Origin of the sequence: Priestia sp. FSL P4-0332 (assembly GCF_038005845.1) — a bacterium.
Classification (GTDB): Bacteria; Bacillota; Bacilli; order Bacillales; family Bacillaceae_H; genus Priestia.
In genome coordinates this window covers 105,596-128,917 of sequence record NZ_JBBOUA010000004.1, presented here as the reverse complement: position 1 = coordinate 128,917, position 23,322 = coordinate 105,596, and the positions used below count along the sequence as shown (strand labels likewise).

Annotated in this window: 11 protein-coding genes; 7 read left to right on the top strand and 4 right to left on the bottom strand. The window is 38.7% G+C overall.

All coding sequences use genetic code 11. From position 1 onward, the window contains the following. Together MKY06_RS29460 and MKY06_RS29455 are read right to left on the bottom strand one after the other, a co-directional pair. Positions 1 to 11,847 (bottom strand): tandem-95 repeat protein (locus MKY06_RS29460; RefSeq protein ID WP_340962204.1); only part of this gene is annotated, 11,847 nt, incomplete at its 3' end. 559 nt (positions 11,848 to 12,406) lie between these two features. Then, complete coding sequence (locus MKY06_RS29455) at positions 12,407 to 12,691, bottom strand: DUF4183 domain-containing protein (protein ID WP_016766751.1); 285 nt, start codon at positions 12,689 to 12,691, stop codon at positions 12,407 to 12,409. Between the two features lie 378 nt (positions 12,692 to 13,069). Here MKY06_RS29455 and MKY06_RS29450 point away from each other — a divergent pair, with 378 nt between their 5' ends. Both MKY06_RS29450 and MKY06_RS29445 read left to right on the top strand, forming a co-directional pair. Beyond that, positions 13,070 to 13,474 (top strand): DUF4183 domain-containing protein, encoded by a 405-nt coding sequence (locus MKY06_RS29450; protein ID WP_272812626.1) that lies wholly within the window; start codon positions 13,070 to 13,072, stop codon positions 13,472 to 13,474. Positions 13,475 to 13,701: 227 nt separating this feature from the next. Further along, positions 13,702 to 14,328, top strand: a complete 627-nt coding sequence (locus MKY06_RS29445) for a DUF4183 domain-containing protein (protein WP_116299271.1) — start codon at positions 13,702 to 13,704, stop codon at positions 14,326 to 14,328. A gap of 1,132 nt (positions 14,329 to 15,460) precedes the next feature. Here MKY06_RS29445 and MKY06_RS29440 read toward each other — a convergent pair. After that, positions 15,461 to 15,805 (bottom strand): hypothetical protein, encoded by a 345-nt coding sequence (locus tag MKY06_RS29440; RefSeq protein WP_098278560.1) that lies wholly within the window; start codon positions 15,803 to 15,805, stop codon positions 15,461 to 15,463. Between the two features lie 337 nt (positions 15,806 to 16,142). Here MKY06_RS29440 and MKY06_RS29435 point away from each other — a divergent pair, with 337 nt between their 5' ends. The 4 genes from MKY06_RS29435 (at position 16,143) to MKY06_RS29420 (ending at position 21,044) form a co-directional block, all read left to right on the top strand. Then, positions 16,143 to 16,478 carry an SPW repeat protein gene (locus tag MKY06_RS29435; protein WP_098278561.1) on the top strand — a complete coding sequence of 112 codons (336 nt, stop codon included), beginning with the start codon at positions 16,143 to 16,145 and terminating at the stop codon, positions 16,476 to 16,478. A gap of 677 nt (positions 16,479 to 17,155) precedes the next feature. Beyond that, complete coding sequence (locus MKY06_RS29430; RefSeq protein WP_098278562.1) at positions 17,156 to 17,890, top strand: hypothetical protein; 735 nt, start codon at positions 17,156 to 17,158, stop codon at positions 17,888 to 17,890. Positions 17,891 to 18,258: 368 nt separating this feature from the next. Beyond that, on the top strand, positions 18,259 to 18,918 hold the full coding sequence (locus tag MKY06_RS29425; protein WP_098591092.1) for a DUF1796 family putative cysteine peptidase: 660 nt from the start codon (positions 18,259 to 18,261) through the stop codon (positions 18,916 to 18,918). A gap of 749 nt (positions 18,919 to 19,667) precedes the next feature. Beyond that, positions 19,668 to 21,044, top strand: a complete 1,377-nt coding sequence (locus MKY06_RS29420) for a glycosyltransferase (protein WP_116299273.1) — start codon at positions 19,668 to 19,670, stop codon at positions 21,042 to 21,044. A 576-nt stretch (positions 21,045 to 21,620) separates the two neighbouring features. Here the strand turns inward: MKY06_RS29420 and MKY06_RS29415 are convergent. Then, complete coding sequence (locus tag MKY06_RS29415) at positions 21,621 to 21,872, bottom strand: hypothetical protein (RefSeq protein ID WP_029319701.1); 252 nt, start codon at positions 21,870 to 21,872, stop codon at positions 21,621 to 21,623. 580 nt (positions 21,873 to 22,452) lie between these two features. Here MKY06_RS29415 and MKY06_RS29410 point away from each other — a divergent pair. After that, complete coding sequence (locus MKY06_RS29410) at positions 22,453 to 23,241, top strand: hypothetical protein (RefSeq protein ID WP_098526679.1); 789 nt, start codon at positions 22,453 to 22,455, stop codon at positions 23,239 to 23,241. Positions 23,242 to 23,322 lie beyond the last annotated feature (81 nt).

The window sequence follows — 23,322 nt, the reverse complement described above, 5'->3', positions numbered from 1 at the left end:
AAACTCATAGTTCGGCACCACTGGCACATCATTCACTGGCGTAACCGTCACAAATACACTCGTCACTATAAATGCGCCCGATGGGTCGCTAATTAACACTGTAAAGGTATCAGGACCATTGTAATTTTCATTTGGCGTATATGTGAAGGTGCCATCCGCATTGACCACCGCCACGCCGTTTGTCGGAGGATCTTGTAAGGTGTACGTCAGCACTTCTCCATCTGGATCAAACGCTGTGATTTGACTGGACACTGGTGTATCTTCATTCGTGACCAACGTTACCACCACCGGTCCTACCGGTGGATCATTTACTGGCAGAATCGTAATCGTGATTGTAGAAACGGCCGTTTCTCCCTGGCCGTCACTTACTACTACACTGAAGCTATCTATCCCATTGTAATTTTCATTTGGCGTATACGTGTAGGTGCCGTCTGGATTCACAATGACCGTTCCATTCACTGGACCTGTCAGTAACCCGTACGTCAATGGGTTGCCATCGACATCCGTTGCCACCACTTGGCTATTTAAGGTCGTGTCTTCATTGATTACAAACTCATAGTTTGGCACCACTGGCACATCATTCACTGGCGTAACCGTCACAAATACACTCGTCACTATAAATGCGCCCGATGGGTCGCTAATTAACACTGTAAACGTATCAGGGCCATTGTAATTTCCATTTGGCGTATATGTGAAGGTGCCATCCGCATTGACCACTGCCACGCCGTTTGTTGGAGGATCTTGTAAGGTGTACGTCAGCACTTCTCCATCTGGATCAAACGCTGTGATTTGACTGGACACTGGTGTATCTTCATTCGTGACCAAGGCTACCACTACTGGCCCCACTGGCGGATCATTTACTGGCAGAACCGTAATCGTGATTGTAGAAACGGCCGTTTCTCCCTGGCCGTCACTTACTACTACACTGAAGCTATCTATCCCATTGTAATTTTCATTTGGCGTATACGTGTAGGTGCCGTCTGGATTCACAATGACCGTTCCATTCACTGGACCTGTCAGTAACCCGTACGTCAATGGTCTGCCATCGACATCCGTTGCCACCACTTGGCTATTTAAGGTCGTGTCTTCATTGATTACAAACTCATAGTTCGGCACCACTGGCACATCATTCACTGGCGTAACCGTCACAAATACACTCGTCACTATAAATGCGCCCGATGGGTCGCTAATTAACACTGTAAACGTATCAGGGCCATTGTAATTTCCATTTGGCGTATATGTGAAGGTGCCATCCGCATTGACCACTGCCACGCCGTTTGTCGGAGGATCTTGTAAGGTGTACGTCAGGACTTCTCCATCTGGATCAAACGCTGTGATTTGACTAGACACTGGTGTATCTTCATCTGTGACCAAGGTTACCACCACTGGCCCTACTGGTGGATCATTTACTGGCAGAATCGTAATCGTGATGGTAGAAACAGCCGTTCCCCCCTGGCCATCGCTTACTACTACACTAAAGCTATCTACCCCATTGTAATTTTCATTTGGCGTATACGTGTAGGTACCGTCTGGATTCACGACGACCGTTCCATTCACAGGCCCTGTCAGTAACGCGTATGTCAATGGATTGCCATCGATATCCGTTGCCACCACTTGGCTATTTAAGGTCGTGTCTTCATTGATTACAAACTCATAGTTCGGCACCACTGGCACATCATTCACTGGCGTAACCGTCACAAATACACTCGTCACTATAAATGCGCCCGATGGGTCGCTAATTAACACTGTAAACGTATCAGGGCCATTGTAATTTCCATTTGGCGTATATGTGAAGGTGCCATCCGCATTGACCACTGCCACGCCGTTTGTCGGAGGATCTTGTAAGGTGTACGTCAGGACTTCTCCATCTGGATCAAACGCTGTGATTTGACTAGACACTGGTGTATCTTCATCTGTGACCAAGGTTACCACCACTGGCCCTACTGGTGGATCATTTATTGGCAGAATCGTAATCGTGATGGTAGAAACAGCCGTTCCTCCCTGGCCGTCGCTTACTACTACACTAAAGCTATCTACCCCATTGTAATTTTCATTTGGCGTATACGTGTAGGTACCGTCTGGATTCACGACGACCGTTCCATTCACAGGCCCTGTCAGTAACGCGTATGTCAATGGATTGCCATCGATATCCGTTGCCACCACTTGGCTATTTAAGGTCGTGTCTTCATTGATTACAAACTCATAGTTCGGCACCACTGGCACATCATTCACTGGCGTAACCGTCACAAATACACTCGTCACTATAAATGCGCCCGATGGGTCGCTAATTAACACTGTAAACGTATCAGGGCCATTGTAATTTCCATTTGGCGTATATGTGAAGGTGCCATCCGCATTGACCACTGCCACGCCGTTTGTCGGAGGATCTTGTAAGGTGTACGTCAGGACTTCTCCATCTGGATCAAACGCTGTGATTTGACTAGACACTGGTGTATCTTCATCTGTGACCAAGGTTACCACCACTGGCCCTACTGGTGGATCATTTACTGGCAGAATCGTAATCGTGATGGTAGAAACAGCCGTTCCCCCCTGGCCGTCACTTACTACTACACTGAAGCTATCTATCCCATTGTAATTTTCATTTGGCGTATACGTGTAGGTGCCGTCTGGATTCACAATGACCGTTCCATTCACTGGACCTGTCAGTAACCCGTACGTCAATGGTCTGCCATCGACATCCGTTGCCACCACTTGGCTATTTAAGGTCGTGTCTTCATTGATTACAAACTCATAGTTTGGCACCACTGGCACATCATTCACTGGCGTAACCGTCACAAATACACTCGTCACTATAAATGCGCCCGATGGGTCGCTAATTAACACTGTAAACGTATCAGGGCCATTGTAATTTCCATTTGGCGTATATGTGAAGGTGCCATCCGCATTGACCACTGCCACGCCGTTTGTCGGAGGATCTTGTAAGGTGTACGTCAGGACTTCTCCATCTGGATCAAACGCTGTGATTTGACTAGACACTGGTGTATCTTCATCTGTGACCAAGGTTACCACCACTGGCCCTACTGGTGGATCATTTACTGGCAGAATCGTAATCGTGATGGTAGAAACAGCCGTTCCTCCCTGGCCGTCGCTTACTACTACACTAAAGCTATCTATCCCATTGTAATTTTCATTTGGCGTATACGTGTAGGTGCCGTCTGGATTCACGACGACCGTTCCATTCACAGGCCCTGTCAGTAACGCGTATGTCAATGGATTGCCATCGATATCCGTTGCCACCACTTGGCTATTTAAGGTCGTGTCTTCATTGATTACAAACTCATAGTTTGGCACCACTGGCACATCATTCACTGGCGTAACCGTCACAAATACACTCGTCACTATAAATGCGCCCGACGGGTCGCTAATTAACACCGTAAACGTATCAGGGCCATTGTAATTTCCATTTGGCGTATATGTGAAGATGCCATCCGCATTGACCACTGCCACGCCGTTTGTCGGAGGATCTTGTAACGTGTATGTCAGGACTTCTCCATCTGGATCAAACGCTGTGATTTGACTGGACACGGGCGTATCTTCATTCGTGACCAAGGTTACCACCACTGGCCCTACTGGTGGATCATTTACTGGCAAAATTGTAATCGTGATGGTAGAAACAGCCGTTCCTCCCTGGCCGTCGCTTACTACTACACTAAAGCTATCTATCCCATTGTAATTTTCATTTGGCGTATACGTGTAGGTGCCGTCTGGATTCACGACGACCGTTCCATTCACTGGACCTGTCAGTACCCCGTACGTCAATGGGTTGCCATCAACATCCGTTGCCACCACTTGGCTATTTAAGGTCGTGTCTTCATTGATTACAAACTCATAGTTTGGCACCACTGGCACATCATTCACTGGCGTAACCGTTACAAATACACTCGTCACTATAAATGCGCCCGATGGGTCGCTAATTATTAACACTGTAAACGTATCAGGACCATTATAATTTCCATTTGGCGTATATGTGAAGGTGCCATCCGCATTGACCACTGCCACTCCGTTTGTCGGAGGATCTTGTAAGGTGTGCGTCAGCACTTCTCCATCTGGATCAAACGCTGTGATTTGACTGGACACTGGCGTATCTTCATTCGTGACCAAGGTTACTACTACTGGCCCTACTGGTGGATCATTTACTGGCAGAACTGTAATCGTGATGGTAGAAACAGCCGTTCCTCCTTGCTCATCACTTACTACCACTGTAAATTGGTCAATTCCGTTAAAATCCGCATTAGGAGTATAGGTATACATCCCATTTATTCCTACGTCTACTGTCCCATTCACGGGAGCATTTTGTAGAGAATAAGTAAGCTGATTACTATCACTATCAGTTGCAATTACCATAGAAGTTACTGATGTGTCTTCATTGGTGGTTAACTGATAATTTGGAACAATTGGAGAGTCGTTTATAGGAGCAACCGTAACTATAACTGATGAAGTAGCGTTTCCTCCCAAGTTATCAGTTATATATACTACGAACGCATCTGAACCATAAAAGTCTGTATTCGGTGTATACGTAAATATTCCTGTATTAGAATCAATTGTTACTACTCCATTAATAGGTAAATTTTCAATAGTATAAATAAGTGGGTTCCCATTTACATTAGTAGCAATAACTTGATTTGTTACTGGCGTATCTTCATTAGTAGAGATCTGTAAATCTTGTGTGGTTGTGGATCCATTTGTTTGGAGTACTGTCACAAATATATTTGACAGTGCGGTCGCCCCTTCTAGATCAGTTATTAATATGGTGAATTGATCATTACCTACAAAATTGTTGTTAGGTATATATGTGAAGATGCCGTCTTGATTTACAATAGCACTCCCATTGGCTGGAATTTGCTGAAGAGTATAGGTTAGTGTAATATCGTCAGGATCTGAAGCGGGTATACTACTTGTAACAGGAAGGTTAATAGTCGTTGTAACAGCCCTATCTCCTCCTATTGGAGGATCGTTTACTGGAACAATTGTTAAGGTTACAGTGGAAAGGGAAGATCCTCCTTGACCATCTGATACCAACACACTGAAAGTATCTGTCCCGTTATAATTTAGATTTGGTGTATAGGTAAATACTCCATTTGCCCCTAATACAACACTTCCATTTGATGGAGGTGGATTCAGTAAAGTAAATGTTAACAAGTCTCCATCTGGATCGAACGCTGGAATTTGATTTGTGAGAGGTGTATCTTCATTAATTGTAAATGCTAAATCAGCAGTGATTGGGGGATCGTTCACTGGAATTACATTGATCGTGACGGTCGAAACAGCCGTTCCTCCTTGACCATCCGATACCAATACCGTAAACTGATCGCTTCCATTAAAATTTAGATCTGGCTGGTAGCTAAAGGTTCCATCCGTATTCACTGCCGCCACTCCGTTGATTGGCGCGACTTGTAGCTGATAACTAAGAGGATTTCCATCTACATCTGTTCCTACTATGGCACCTATTATTGGGCTGTCTTCTTGTGTACTGAACGTGTAGTTTGGCACCGTTGGTGCATCATTCACCGGCGTGACAATCACCGTCACCGTGGAAACGGCCGTTCCTCCTTGCCCATCCGATACCAACACCGTAAATCGATCAGTCCCATTAAAATTAAGATTTGGCTGGTAGCTAAAGGTTCCATCTACATTTACCACGACTACTCCGTTGCCAGGCGCAGCTTGCAAACTAAACGTTAATGAATCTCCATCTGGGTCTACCGCCACGATTTGATTGATTAACGTGCTGTCTTCCGCAATGGTAAAGCTGACATTGGACGTAATTGGAGGATCATTTACTGGTATGACATTGATGGTTACCGTGGAAACGGCTGTTCCTCCTTGCCCATCCGATACCAACACGGTAAATTGATCGGTCCCATTAAAATTCGGATTTGGTTGATAGCTAAACGTTCCGTCCGCATTTACTGCCGCCACTCCGTTGGTTGGCGCAACTTGCAGCTGATAACTGAGAGGATTTCCATCTACATCTGTTCCTACTATGGCACCTATTACTGGGCTATCTTCTTGTGTGCTGAATGTGTAGTTTGGCACCGTTGGTGCATCATTCACCGGCGTGACAATTACCGTCACCGTGGAAACGGCCGTTCCTCCTTGCCCATCCGATACCAACACCGTAAATCGATCAGTCCCATTAAAATTCGGATTTGGCTGATAGCTAAAGGCTCCATCTACATTTACCACGGCTACTCCGTTGCCAGGTGCAGCTTGCAAACTAAACGTTAATGGATCTCCGTCTGGGTCTACTGCCACGATTTGATTGATTAACGTGCTGTCTTCGGCAATGGTAAAGCTGACATTGGACGTAATTGGAGGATCATTTACTGGTATGACATTGATGGTTACGGTGGAAACAGCTGTTCCTCCCTGGCCGTCTGAGACTAATACGGTAAATTGGTCCGTTCCATTAAAGTTTGCATTCGGTTGATAGCTGAACGTTCCATCTGGATTGACAACTGCTACCCCATTCGTTGGAGGATTTTGAAGCTGATAACTAAGAGGATTTCCATCTACATCTATCCCTACTACGGCTCCTACTACTGGGCTGTCTTCTTGTGTGCTGAATGTGTAGTTTGGCACCGTTGGTGCATCATTCACCGGCGTGACAATCACCGTCACTGTGGAAACGGCTGTTCCTCCATGACCGTCTGATACCAGCACGGTAAACTGATCGGTTCCGTTAAAATTTAAATTCGGCTGGTAGCTAAAGGTTCCGTCGGCATTCACTACGGCTACTCCGTTGCCAGGTGCAGCTTGCAGGCTAAAGGTTAATGGATCTCCATCTGGATCTACCGCCACAATTTGATTGATTAACGTGCTATCTTCGGCAATGGTAAAGCTGACATTGGACGTAATCGGCGGGTCATTTACTGGTATGACATTGATGGTTACGGTGGAAACGGCTGTTCCTCCCTGACCATCTGATACCAGCACCGTAAATTGATCGGTTCCGTTAAAATTTAAATTCGGCTGATAGCTAAAGGTTCCATTAGCATTTACTGCTGCTACTCCGTCGGTTGGCGCAACTTGCAGCTGATAACTAAGAGGATTTCCATCTACATCTATCCCTACTACGGCTCCTACTACTGAGCTGTCTTCTTGTGTGCTGAACGTGTAGTTTGGCACCGTTGGTGCATCATTCACCGGTGTGACAATCACCGTCACTGTGGAAACGGCTGTTCCTCCATGACCGTCTGATACCAGCACGGTAAACTGATCGGTTCCGTTAAAATTTAAATTCGGCTGGTAGCTAAAGGTTCCGTCGGCATTCACTACGGCTACTCCGTTGCCAGGTGCAGCTTGCAGGCTAAAGGTTAATGGATCTCCATCTGGATCTACCGCCACAATTTGATTGATTAACGTGCTATCTTCGGCAATGGTAAAGCTGACATTGGACGTAATCGGCGGGTCATTTACTGGTATGACATTGATGGTTACGGTGGAAATGGCTGTTCCTCCCTGACCATCTGATACCAGCACCGTAAATTGATCGGTTCCGTTAAAATTTAAATTCGGCTGATAGCTAAAGGTTCCATTGGCATTTACTACAGCTATTCCATTTGTGGGCCTGTTTTGCAACTGATAACTAAGAGGATTTCCGTCTACATCTGTCCCTACTATGGCTCCTACTACAGGACTGTCTTCCTGCGTACTGAACGTGTAGTTTGGCACCGTTGGTGCATCATTCACTGGCGTAATAGTGACCGTCACCGTGGAAACAGCTGTTCCTCCTTGGCCATCCGATACCAATACCGTAAACTGATCGGTTCCATTAAAATTTAAATTCGGCTGGTAGCTAAAGGTTCCATCTGCATTCACCACGGCTACTCCGTTGCCAGGTGCTGTCTGCAGGCTGAACGTTAACGGATTTCCATCTGGATCTACTGCCACGATTTGATTGATTAACGTGCTGTCTTCCGCAATGGTAAAGCTGACATTGGACGTAATTGGAGGATCATTTACGGGTATGACATTGATGGTTACCGTGGAAACAACCGTTCCTCCTTGGCCATCCGATACCAGTACGGTAAACTGGTCGCTTCCATTAAAATTTAGATTTGGCTGATAGCTAAAGGTTCCATTGACATTTACTGCCGCCACTCCGTTGGTTGGCGTAACTTGCAGCTGATAACTGAGAGGATTTCCATCTACATCTGTCCCTACTATGGCACCTACTACTGGGCTGTCTTCTTGTGTACTGAACGTGTAGTTTGGCACCGTTGGTGCATCATTCACTGGCGTAACAGTGACCGTCACCGTGGAAACAGCTGTTCCTCCTTGGCCATCCGATACCAATACCGTAAACTGATCGGTTCCATTAAAATTTAAATTCGGCTGGTAGCTAAAGGTTCCATCTGCATTCACCACGGCTACTCCGTTGCCAGGTGCTGTCTGCAGGCTGAACGTTAACGGATTTCCATCTGGATCTACTGCCACGATTTGATTGATTAACGTGCTGTCTTCCGCAATGATAAAGCTGACATTGGACGTAATTGGAGGATCATTTACGGGTATGACATTGATGGTTACCGTGGAAACAGCCGTTCCTCCTTGGCCATCCGATACCAGTACGGTAAACTGGTCGCTTCCATTAAAATTTAGATTTGGCTGATAGCTAAAGGTTCCATTGGCATTTACTGCCGCCACTCCGTTGGTTGGCGTAACTTGCAGCTGATAACTGAGAGGATTTCCATCTACATCTGTCCCTACTATGGCACCTACTACTGGGCTGTCTTCTTGTGTACTGAACGTGTAGTTTGGCACCGTTGGTGCATCATTCACCGGCGTAACAGTGACTGTCACCGTGGAAACAGCCGTTCCTCCCTGGCCATCTGATACCAACACCGTAAACTGATCAGTTCCGTTAAAATTTAAATTCGGTTGATAGCTAAAGGTTCCATTGGCATTCACCACGGCTACTCCGTTGCCAGGCGCAGCTTGCAAACTAAACGTTAACGGATTTCCATCTGGGTCTACTGCCACGATTTGATTGATTAACGTGCTGTCTTCCGCAATGGTAAAGCTGACATTGGACGTAATTGGAGGATCATTTACGGGTATGACATTGATGGTTACCGTGGAAACGGCTGTTCCTCCCTGACCATCTGATACCAACACGGTAAATTGATCGCTCCCATTAAAATTCGGATTTGGTTGATAGCTAAAGGTTCCATTGGCATTTACTGCCGCCACTCCGTTGGTTGGTGCAACTTGCAGCTGATAACTAAGAGGATTTCCATCTACATCTGTCCCTACTATGGCACCTATTACTGGGCTATCTTCTTGTGTGCTGAACGTGTAGTTTGGCACCGTTGGTGCATCATTCACCGGCGTAACAGTGACTGTCACCGTGGAAACAGCCGTTCCTCCCTGGCCATCTGATACCAACACCGTAAACTGATCAGTTCCGTTAAAATTTAAATTCGGTTGATAGCTAAAGGTTCCATTGGCATTTACTGCCGCCACTCCGTTGCCAGGTGCCGTTTGCAGGCTAAAGGTTAATGGATCTCCATCTGGGTCTACCGCTACAACTCGATTGATTAACGTGCTATCTTCCGCAATGGTAAAACTGACATTGGACGTAATTGGAGGATCATTTACGGGTATGACATTAATGGTTACCGTGGAAACGGCCGTTCCTCCCTGACCATCTGATACCAGCACCGTAAATTGATCGGTTCCATTAAAATTTAGATTTGGCTGATAGCTAAAGGTTCCATTGGTATTCACTACAGTTATTCCATTTGTTGGCCTGTTTTGCAACTGATAACTAAGAGGATTTCCGTCTACATCTGTCCCTACTATGGCACCTACTACTGGGCTGTCTTCTTGTGTACTGAACGTGTAGTTTGGCACCGTTGGTGGATCATTCACCGGTGTAACAGTGACTGTCACCGTGGAAACGGCCGTTCCTCCCTGGCCATCTGATACCAGCACGGTAAATTGATCGATTCCGTTAAAATTTAAATTAGGGGTATATATATAGGAACCACTGTTAGTTACAGTAACTGTTCCATTTGTTGGTGGAGACTGTAATTGAAAGGTAAGTGAGTTACCATCCACATCTGTAGCTTGTATCTGACCAATTAGAGGGGTATCTTCATTAGTGATAACTGCATAGTTTTGAGTAACAGGATTATCGTTTACAGGCGTATTTATAATTGTAACTATGGAGGTAGCTGTTCCTCCTTGCCCATCGTCTACAATAGCCGTAAATTGATCGGTTCCGTTAAAGTTTAAATTAGGGGTATAGACAAATTGTCCATTAGGATTAACTGTTACTATTCCATTGGTTGGCCTCGTACCAATACGATATGTTAATGGATTTCCATCAATATCATTGCCAATAACTGTTCCAATTGCTACAGTATCCTCGGGATTTGTAATAGTATAGTTTGGAACTGTAGGAGGGGTATTAATAGCTGTTACGCTATTAACAGGAGACGCACCTGATCCAGTTAATACATTTCCTGGTGTACTTTCAAATTGGTAATTAATAAAAACTTGATTACCAAGAGAAGAGATTGATGTAAGAGGGCCAACCACTCTAACCTGATATGTCAAAACTCGAGTTTGATTGATATTCAGTGTTCCAAGGGGCAGACCATTTCGAATATCCACGTTTGTCTGAGTAACACCATCTACTTGTAAACTATTAGGAATAAATGTTGTTGCTGAAGACAATGGATCTGTAGCTATTAGGACATTGGCTGCAGCAGTTCCAGTATTACTTACTTGAACTGTATAAGTAATGATATCCCCTGTTCGAGCAGATGTAACATTAGCAGATTTTGATACATTTAAAACAGGTGCATTAATATCTACTTGAAGAGCTAAAGCACTAATAACATAAGTATCTCCATTTGTCGTCCCACGTACGACGGCGCTAGTTTGATTATTTGATAAACGGGCTGAGACGTCAATATTGGTAATATCCCAGCCCTGTCTCGCACCAGATAAGCTACCTCCTGGTGTACTATTTAAACTGCCAAACTGTCCACTTGTATCTAATGTACCACTGTCGTTATTAATCTGAGAAGCAAAAAAGTTATTTATTGGATTATTAGGACCAGAGACAGGCTGCAAAGACGCAGTTGTAGGCCCAAATTGAAGCTGGTCACCTACTATAGCCGAATCTCCTTCAATAGCACTTACTAATAATCTTCCGTTTACTGTTCCTGTAATAGGCGTGCCAAATCCAGATACAGCTGCTGTAGAACTTCCTGTAGCTGAACTCGTTAATTCTGCTCCAACAAAAATAGATAAGTTTCGAGACTTTTGTAAAGGATCAGCATACACTACAGCCAGTGTCCATCCTGCTGCATTAGCGTTGTTCTCTGTTGTACTTTGTGTTCCAGGAACTCCTAGAACTGAATACGTACCTGCTTGAGAAATCAAATTTGTTACATTTGCACTACGCACATAATAAAAACTTGAACTTGTTAAGGTAAAGCGTGTAGCCGTATCTGATTGCACACTAACCGTTCTGCTAGGAGTAATAAAAGTGACAGCATTATTTAGAGCAGAACTAACATCCTCTCCACCATAAAGGTAGCTTCCTCCCCATATTAATTCTGCGTATAGAATTTGAGTAGTAGTAGATGGAAGTCTTAAAATAGCACTGGAGGAATTTTGTAAGTAATTCGCAGTAGTTCCTGTAGGAAAGGAGCCGTCTACAGAAGTTGGGTTGACACTAAAGAACGTTCCAATTGACCCTGCAGTTCCAGGAGCATTAGCATTAGCTTGTTTATTTAACCCAAATGTGTTACCTGTAAATGTAATAGCTCCATTGGCATTGGTTAAAAACCGATTTACATATGGCAATTAATTCACCTCTTAGAATAAAATAAATCGTTTCAGTATATAAGAGAAGTAAGAAAATGTGTATATCTCCCCTCCTTTATAAATGAATATGTTTATATATATGCGCCAAAAAGCCCAATCATTAGGTGGGAATTAAGTGAGGTTAATTTCCGCAACCCTCATCTTAATACAATAAATAAAAAAACTACTGAATTTAGTCAGTAGCTTGTCATAAAGCAATTAGAAGCTTCTTATGTAAATCCAGATGGTCACATTACATAATTTCTCCCTCTTTATTTGATACCTGAATAAAGAAAACGTAAGGGGATAAAGGTGACAGGTAGATTTTACTTATTTAAAAGAAGATATACTGTTGAAAAAAGAGATGTAAACCTAACTATTATAAGCAATCATATGATCGTGTTATGCTTGAGACTCCATCTCTTTTAGTATTTTGTTTGTGATATAATTTCTATCCTTGCTATTGTCTAATCACTGCTTTATTTGAAAATAAGAAATACATATTTCTGAAAAATGTCTGATTTGCTTACAGAAGAACTAGTCCAGAAATAGGATACGACTAGTTTACAACAAATTCTATTACAATTGGAGTTGCTGGAGAGAGTGTGTCACCATCTGGAATAGTAATGGCAGCAGTGGTAATAGTCGATGTATCAGCTGTTTGAATTTGACCATTAATATAAAGGTTATAATATGCAGGTGATGATGGAAAAGCTGTAGCAGCTATACCTGTATCAGTCGTAAAAGCTGTAGCAAGAATAGTGTATCCAGGACCTGTGCCTGTTCCATTTCCTGCTATAGAACTGAATTTCAGGGAATTCATAAAAGGTTTTACAATAGGCATTCATATACACCCCTTTCTAAAAATATTAAGTTTAGCATTCTCATGTGAATTTATTAATAAAAAAGAGGCAAGAAACAACTTTATAATATACGTTACCTGTAATTTTGATTTTAACTTGTTAGCAAGGTACTTGAAAAAGTCTTATCTCTATTGTATTATTCTTCTCCCCTGATTTAGAAACGGCGAATAACTAAATATATAAATATATATTCAAAGTCTTATGTCTAAAAGTATTAATTATTAAGAAATAAGAAATAAGAAATATGTGGACGAACTATAGACATTTGACAGTTGCGAATTTAGAAATTTGGATTATTAATAGAAAGAAGGACTATCTAATAATTCCTTCACTAATTAATTATGAAGGAGTGAATTTATATGCCTATTATTAAACCGGTTTTTACAGCTACTAGCACTATTACCGGAGATGTTACAGTTGCCACTGCAACCAGTGTTGCTCCTACACCTGCTAGATTTACTGCAATCGTTACAGCCCAAATGGTTGTTGGCCTAACAACAACCGTACCTGCTGGAAGCTTTATTGATGAAAATGGAACTGCTCTTACAGTCTTACCTACGCTTGCCTCTAATTCTTATGCTACTGTTTATGTTAATGGTGTAGTTCAACCAACTAGTGCGTACATTTTGTCACCAACTGATTTAGCACTTGATGATGATGTCACGGTTGGAGCACCTGTTACTTTAGAAATAGTGACTCACACAGCAACCTCCACTTCAACACCAACGAGTACTTTAGCAGTTACTACTGTTATTAGTACGTAATACCATTAATTTCATAATTATATTAACTATTGTTTGTATAAATCTAGAAACTTTTATCCATTAAGGTGAAGAGCTATATTGGTTAAGAAGAAGATCACAAATGTGATCTTCTCTTTTTATTTATGCATTTCCGAAATTACATTAACTGAGTATATAATTTATCCCCTTTTATTCGGTATGAGAATACATTAAAACAAAATTAACTGAAAGGAGGAGGTAAAGATAGGATGAATATAAAGCACAAAGATCATTATTATAAAAAATTATGTTATCAAAAAAAGAAATGCAAAAAACGTTACTCTAAAAAGATTTACAGTGAGTACAAACTTCCGGACTCCCTTTCTAGAAGGGATCCTTCATGTATTAATAAATTTTGTTCTTACTGTAAATCTCATCCTTGCTGTTGTCTAAAACCAGGACCACCAGGACCTCAAGGAGTCACAGGACCTCAAGGAGCTACAGGACCTCAAGGAGTCACAGGACCTCGAGGAGCTACAGGACCTCGAGGAGCTACAGGACCTCGAGGAGCTACAGGACCCCAAGGACCACCAGGACCTCAAGGAGCCACGGGACCTCAAGGACCACCACTTCAGGGAGTAATACCAACAACTAGCTTATTATACTTTACTTTTTCAGATGGACAGAAACTTGAATATTTAAACAGTGATGGTGTACCACAATACGGAGATGCCAAAATATTGTCACCGAATAAAGTTTCCTATATTAACTTATTTATAAATGGTATTCTGCAGCCTCAAAGTACTTACACAGTTGAAGAAGGAAAATTAACTTTAGAAGAATCTCCTTCAAAAGATGTACCAATTACTCTACAATTTATAATTATCAATTCATAAATATAAATTGTATATACTATGGCTGTTGCCTTTACTAATTAAGATAATAGATATTAGGGAATAAAACTTCACTTTACGTCCTATAGAATATATATAATGAAATTTTCAAAACATGGGCTAGCTTACTTGTTGTCGGTTTTATCCTTTATTACTTCCTACTCTTGATTTAACTAGCTATTATCTTCAAAAATTATACTTAAAACTTAGCTATTTTACATTTGTGCCCGAGGGAACCCCGTCTCCTTCTAAGCCGAAAAAGTTATAACAATTATAAAAAGCCTACTCTTAAAATTTGAGTAGGCTAAGTTATTTTAACGTATTCATTAATATCATTAAGTTTTTTTACCTGCGATTATGTTAACTATGCAAGCGACCCATTGTGCGACCATAGGTATGTCTCTATTATATTTTTAATAATAGAAAAAGAGTAGAGAAGTTATTTCTTTTAGTACCGGTTTGTAGTGAAAAGGAAAATATAAGGTTTTAAATGAATATAAAAGAATTTTTTATATTTTATTTTTCCTTCTTATAAATCCTTGAGATTAGCCAATTTATGGAGAAAGGAATAAATAATGAAGTTAGCTGAAGCATAGCCGTTGGAACTAATGATGCCAGTGACTCTCCCTATATAAAAATATTTATAAATTTTCTGTGTCCTAGGACAAGAGGAAAAACAATTCATTAATCAATGATTAATATAGGATTATGCAATCAAACCTCTTACTGAACCTCATACTAATACAACTAAGGAGCATGTTCTTTTACATAATTATCACTATTAGGGATAGAGCAGATTAGAACTAATGATTATAATCATTTTTATTTGTATCTGAACATGTATATTTTTTATTAGTGTAAATACTCGTTTCAGAATTTTCCCCCTATAGTTAAGTTTTCCTTCAGTTAGTTTTTACAAAGACAGATGACTTTAAGAATACAAATTACTTTATGGTCATAGGCCTGTTTTAGGTGGGTTATCTATATGGAAAACATCTAACAGCATGGTATTTACTATACATATATTGCTTCACTGGCTTGAAAACAAAAAAGAAAAAAACTGACACAGTGTTCTACCTTTTTGTTCCTCTTATTTCATGAATTTCACAAACCAACTTTTGGTTAGCTTATATGCTTATTCTAATGTATAAAACTTTACTTTAAATGTTTCCCGAACCAAATCTGTGAACCCTACCGTAGAACTTATAGAAGGGTTTGCGATGTACCATCCCTTACTTTGTCTAATCAGATCTGGCATTTTAAGAATTGAACCATTTCCTACATTATGCCAAATGACATGATCTGTACTGTTTAGATCATCACTCATAATATCAAAAGTAAATGATATACCCTGATACTTCCTTTCAACTACAACCCTAACTTTTTTATTCGTAGGTAAATGAAAAAGTGAAAAGTTACGACTCGATCTGCTTTTTTGACCAGGGATTGGGGTACATAAAGAGTTTATCTCTGCCTCCATTTTTAGCCTTCCCTTCTATATGGAACATAAGGAAATAATATAAAAGAAAGTAAAAATATATGATTATTTTGACAATTTTTCTCCTATTTAAAAAATATTAATATACAAAGATAGTAATTTTACAGGTAATTATAAAGTGAAATGAGAAATATAAAATACAGTTAAGACCTGCAGCCCTAATCCCTATTTGAGTACAAATAATCTGCCCTCTACAGATTGTTTGTGTTGTTTTATAAATCACTATGTATCCTCATTTTAGTTAATGTTAATAATTTTTAAGCATATAATTCAGTAATGAAATCTTTAGGGATTTCATAGACCTTTGGGAGGTGTAACCGTGAAAATAAGGGGTAATTTAAATGCATTAATTGGGATCTGGTTTATTATCGCACCTTGGGCTATTGGTTTTTCAGATCAATCAGGAGCTTTATGGTCAAGTATTATTTTTGGAATTATTCAAGTTATTGTATCATTGTGGGGCTATGACAAGCCTGGTTGGAATTCTTGGCAAAATTGGGTTTCAACAATTACTGGTGTCTGGTTTGTAATTTTCCCATTCATCTATTCATTAACAAATGGAGAAGTTTGGTCAAGTGTAATTCTTGGTTTAATCACGATTATATTTAGTTTATGGAGCTTGGGATCTAATTCGGGCTCAAAGGCTGTGGGTTAAGGGTAAAATGGATAGGAGCCAACTACTTTAGCCAACTACTTTAGCAAGCTACTTAACAACGATGAAGTGGTTAAGGATCCAAAAAGCGAAAATCAAAAAACAGGGAGCTATTTCCTAAGGGGAATAGCTCCCTGTTTTTTGATCTAGTTGTACATGTTTAAGATCCCCATTTCCTTATGCAACAAGTTGCTCGTTACGATAATTTACTGGAGATTGTCGATTTAATTATTTTTGTCTCTTTATATAAATATATTGATTTTTTAATACTTCTGGTACGTAAATCCTTGCCTTTTCCCTCCCTCATTAAGATTCCATGGAAATTCTTAAAACAACATTCCCCATTTCCCATCTTTTGATGTAACACTCTTGATCAGTATATCCTTTTATTGCACGCCTCTATTATCTAAAAAAAGCTTGACCCTCCTTTCCATCCAAGGTCGACTAACTGTGATTTTTTCAACATCCGCTCTAAGGGTGCAGCCTCGAGGTTCAGCGTTCTTTTCTATTCTAAACGTATACAGTAAGTAAAGATTATCCAGTTGAAATAATCATTATTATTAAGAAATTGGAACTCTCAATTTTAATGGCTTTCTATCTATCTTCACATGTCCAAACTTTTTTCATTCAAGTGAATATTCTACTAGTACAAATATCTTTTATGAAAGGAGAACATCTCTTTGCCAATCAATATTCAACCGATCCTCATCAGTATGGAACTTATTCTACAGGATGTTTTAAAACCAAATTTCGTTACGCCACAGTACCCCGCTGCATTCAGAGAAATAGCAATACCTGTCCCTACACCTCCGGGAGTTACCAATTTACCCTCCTTTATTTATTTTGACCTTGATAATCAATTTACCTTAACACAAGAACAAGGTATTAAAGATGCCATTTCACTTGTACTATTTAATTGGTTCCATCATCTGAGGCAAAAATGGAATGGTGGAGCTAATAATGGTATTTCTAATTTAGCTGCTTGCAATAATGTGTATGCAATACGGAATTTACAACCTGCTTGGTATACTGGACCACGTATTCCCAATGGGTTAGTGGCTACGAACATAGCTATGGATCAATTCACCCGACTTATACGTGACAACGGTTTGCGTCTCGCTCCCAAAGCGAAGATCTTTGCTGGCTCCCTTGATAATGATTCCCTTACTTTGGCTTTAACAGCTTTAAACCGAACCAAAGTACCTTTATCATTTATTGTTGATCTATCGAAGGTAGGCAATATTGGCATAGATGCAGGATCCATTATGCATGCTTGGTTACATCGGGCAGGATTTTATAATCCTAATACAACTAGTTATTTTATTACGGAGTGTTCAATGTGTATTATGCGGGATTATGAACTTAAAAACCTCTTTCTACCTGATAGTGCTTTCTATAAATTTTTTAGCCAATGATGAAGAAGTTAAAAGTGTAAGGGATATACAAAGTTAGTTTTTAAAAGAACTAATCGAATCTAATATCTTGAGCAAACTACCCAGGATGCTCTAAAGCGTCCATTTGGAAATCCACATTGTTTTGAGTTGACAACATGTATCATGAAAAGCTACTGAGACCTGTTCAGTGCTTTTCCTTGTTTTTTTAATGTATATCATATACAGATCTACTCAACATAATGGAGTTTATCGATATCTAAAGAATCTTTTAAATGGGTATTTTTTCCTCTGGAGCTTATTTTTATAATTCATCTTTTTTACAACTTGTCCAATCAAATTTATCCAATTAATCATCTTATATAGTGAGTCATAAAAAAAGGAGAATTCTGTTGAAGCTAAAAGAAATTAAGGGCTTATATGATGTAATTGTTAGTTTAGGTAGCGCTTGTAATCCGGCAATGGAATTAAAACGGTTAAATTTAAGGACAATCGCTGGACCATTAGATTGGAGTGTAGCTCTATCACTTTCAGATGTTAATAGACTACTTAAAAATAAATTCAATGGCTTTATGGAACTTGAAAATATGCAATTGATAGATGGAGCATTTGCATTTAGTAATGACGGAGTCTTGATTGAAGGTGTCAAATCTTATTTAATAGAAGATACCCATTACAATATTATTTCAGTACATGATTTCCCAATAATTCCAAATCAACATTGGAGTGCAACATATGTTTCCTATAAAGAGAAACTTACCCATCGAATCGATCGATTTTTCGAAAAAATTACAAGTTCTCAATCTATTTTATTTATTAGATGGGCGGCTACCTATGAACAAGCTGTAGAATTACAATCGACTTTGGAGGGAATTGTTAAAGGTCAGTTCAATATTCTTATTCTTTGCCCAGAAGAAGGCTTCAAGGGTGTAAGTGAAATTGATTGGGGACTTGATAAAATATGTGCAGTTAAAGTACCTAGAATCCCAAATGACCCTGGGACTTGGAATTATGTTTTAGAAGGTATAACATTGCCCCCCAGAAAACAATAGTATCCATCGAGTTATATAGTTTCCTACCTTCCTGTTCTCTTTCGAGATAACGACATTCGTTTTCTCTCCTATCCTTTACCCTCTGTCACATCGTTGAATCTTATGAGCCCCTTCCCGTTTACACAAGTGACAAGGAGCTTACCAAGTTCCGCATCTTATAGATACGACGAGGTTAGATGGGTTCTTTACTTCGGGCAAAATTTGGGGCACATCCCAGCATTATTAAGATTATGAATCTTCTTTTCCTAGCAATGTTTTGAGTCACGTACTGACTCTCTGTTTCCGTATTTCCGCATACAAACCATGAATCTGTTGTTAGAAACGCAGTTTGGGACGGAGATAGTTTTTGCGTCTAAACTAGTGGCGCAAGCCACACTATATAAAAGCGACTTTTTCTTGCACCATAATAAAGCTTATCGGTAATCACAGATATATAACACTATAGGCAAGTACTTAAGTATTGAATTGAAGGCTTACTTACAGCGGTGGCTCTTTCGGATAATAGAGATTGTTAATTCTTATTTCTGATTATCTTTTCCCAAATCACATAGAAATTGTTAAATAAAAAAGGTGAATTTGAATTTCTTAACATTTTAATCTGGAACAATAATTTTTTAGATGAGGTTCATGAAAGTATTATTACTTCAAAATACTTTATTCTTTAATCAATTCCCCAGCATTTATAACTCATTTTTTGTATTGTACAGGCATTTTTCCACCAATTGAATATTATAAAAAAAAAGGAAAGGATGATTAAAATAGATTCTTATGGTCATTATTACAACCCTCACAATGGAAAATATTATAAAAAGGGAAAATATTATAGAAAAAAGGGAGAAAATAATCAAAACAAATTAAGAGAAACCAAAAGTGAAATTAATCAAGTCCATAATTTGGACAACAGCTTATATAAGATGAGTATAAAAAATAATCATAACCATCCAATTAAAGTTAGTATAATTATGCCTACCTATAATAAATATAATCAAATCTCCCTTTCCCTTTACGGCCTCTCAAAACAAACGTTTCCCGACTCTGATTATGAGGTTATCTTAGTAGATGATGCTTCTTCTGATAAAACTCGTGATATTTTAAAAGAAATTGACGTCCCATTCAAATTTAAATATATACGTATGAAAAAAAATAAAGGACGTTCCTTTGTCCGCAATATAGGAATTAAGCATTCTGAAGGAGATGTTTTAATCTTTTTGGATGGAGAAATGTTAGTGACTCCTCATTTTATTCAAAACCACTATAAACATCACTTGCAAGAAACAAACCTTGTAGTCACGGGAGCCATGCATTATGAAGGAGTCTATACTTTTATTATGCCGGATTATAATGAAGATCAATTTGCACACCTAAAAGATCTAGTGAGAAAAGATCCTAAGTATATGGAAATATACGAAAGTTACGAACGTACTAGACATAAATCAAAGAAACCTTATCCGCTTGTAACAATAGAAGATATTGATACAGAACGCTTTCAAAGTTTATCATTTTCTAACCGATATTTCCTTAATAGTGGGTTAAAACATTTTGGGGAGAGGCTTAAGGGGTTTACACTTCCTTATATCGCATTTTTAAGTGGAAATGTATCAGTAAGGAAAGAAGAATTAAACAAATCTGGATATTTCGATGAAACCTTTGTTGGTTATGGGGCAGAAGATTGGGAAATTGGATATCGTTTATATAAAAACGGAGCGCAATTTGTTTTAGATCCCTCTACAGTTGCTTATCATCAAGAGCATCCAATATCTAAGAAAAAACTTAAAGAACAATGGGGTAATCATTATCGTTTCGTTAAAAAACATCCAAATATAGACGTTCTTATCTTATCTCTTGAATGGAAAGAACTATCATTTATGCATATGCATCAGACATTAGTTGAATATAATGCACTAGATGAGCGTTTTCCAAATGAATATAATGAACTAAAAAAAGCTTTTCGAACAATGCTTTTTAGAATTATTGAATGTTTAAATAACGAGCAGCCTGTTACAGAACTTTACAAACTTCCTGGCGGATCAGAGGAAAGAATAAAAATTCATCAACAATTTGAAACATTACGTCCTCGGGGATTTGATTATCTTGCAAGTTCCTTCGAACAAATATATTATTTGTAGTCTTTATAAAGCCAGGATTAAAATTAAAAACAAATGATATGACAGAAAGAAACTACTTTCAAACAGTAGGTTTGTAGAACATAAAATTTTAGTTACCATAATGAATTTTACAGACATGGAAGGCTTATTCGCTGATTAACTGAAGAGGCTTTTGATGTGGGGAAAATGTATTTCCAAAGGAATTAAGGTAAGATTGTATTAACTAGTAAATAAACTCTATTCATTAACTGACTTCAAGTGAATTGTCCAATCAATAAAGTGAAATACATCTAAAGTCTCGTTAGTTAAAAGAAAAACTCCCTACCGTCTAAGGGAGTTTTTTCAATTTAGAGTGTATACGATATATAAAGTTAGTTTTAGAATGCCATTCTAAAGAACTCTTCGGGAGGTAGACGTCTACCGAGGATTATTTTTTCAGAATATGTACATTTTGATACATCGTTATCGATGAAAATTTAATGTTCCTTCGGTAGGTGAAATTGGAATTGATCAATAAAACGCGTACATTTTATACATGTGTTATGACCTATGAAAAATGATATGAAAGATATAACTTCAAAAAAGTCTTCACCTCTTTCAATCAAACTTTTTTAAGTATTTAATACTTAAAACCTGGTCGATATTAAAATACATGTGCTCAAATTTCCTCTGTTTATCTAAGGATGGATTGTCAGGTACAACTGAAAGGAATCTACCTAAATGTAACTTCTTGTTACCGATTAATTGCTCCTCTATGTCATATATAGATTGTTCATCTTTAATTGTGTAATTTCTTCCATCTGTGGTTTTAATTTCAATAGAAAGTACATCTTTAGTTTTGTCTCCCATTTTTTCATCTCCCTTTTAAACCAGAGAATATCATATTTTATAATCATTAATCTTAATTAACGGTAAGATGGTTCATAAAAGCCTAGTTGTACTAGTGAACTAAATTATCGATTTTAAGTGTTTAACAACTTTACTATTCATCGTAAGGTAAGGCTATAAATACACTTACTAATTTATCTTCTATAATTTACCTAGTTGTTGGAAAAATGTAATTGGAATGACAACATTTATTTAGGGTGTAACAGCGATTTTGACTATTGCGTTTTTAACCTAACCTCTTTTAGTTAATGTAGATGTTCTTATCGTAAACATATTTAAGATCATCTTGTACATTAATAAGTAATGGGCGCTCTTTGTTAAATGTATATATGAGGTTTCGAAAAACATAGTAAATTTAACTTTTATATACCATGATTGAAAAAATTACTGATTAGAGTTCAGTAGTTTTTTATTATATAGATTATGTCACTGGATTTTAGCTTTGAAAATTTTTATTTTATCCCTATTAGTGGATAAGTATACAAGCAAATTAGCCGTAGTTTCATAGCTTATATTAACGATATAAAAGGAAGTGCATCAATTGAATAATAGAAAGTCAAAAAAAAAAACAAATAAGGTTTTCCAGTCTAGTCAAATATTAAAAATTGGGCCCGATCAACAATACCAAAATAACCTTCAAGTTAATGTTTATGGTATCTTTACTGCAGGCTCTAAACCTAGTGATTTTAATGGACGGCAAAAAAGATTTAATCGAGACATCAATTTGGCGAATCAGATATGGAATGGGGGAGGAATGTGTAATATAAATTTTATTCCACAACCTATATTTGAAGTGAAAACAATAATAGATGTGACCAATTTAGGTTTTCAAGCAGCAATGGAGGGTCCGGTTAAAGGTTTAATTAAGAAAGTTAAACATAAGATTGGCAATCCAATTGGGATATATGTTGTTTATACGAGTGGGAATGATTTTGCAGTTTCTTCAGGTAGTACTAGCCCTATAGGTGCAGGAGGAGTCATAATTGAGGATTTTAGAATCAAAGATGATATACCTGAATTTACACTCTTTGGCTCTATTGCATTGAGCAATAGAGCTTTAAATGCCCCTTTTACATTTGCACATGAAGCAGGACATGTTTTATTGACTGAACTTGATAAACAACCTTTTAATAATATATTTAAATTTAATGCTATAGATCCTACGGGACCTTTTATTAATCCTGTAACGGGAAATAGTGATACGGCTCACAGTAACCTTGTAGGCAATCTCATGGCTCCTATACTTCCTAACATCATCCCAACTATTGATCCCTTACAATTAAAAAAAGCTAGAATGAGTAGAATATTTCAAAATGCAATAATAAAATGATAAATAGATTATCATTCATTTGAAAATGCCATTAGATAATGGTATTAAAGCCAATGGGAATAATAAAATCATTTACAAGAT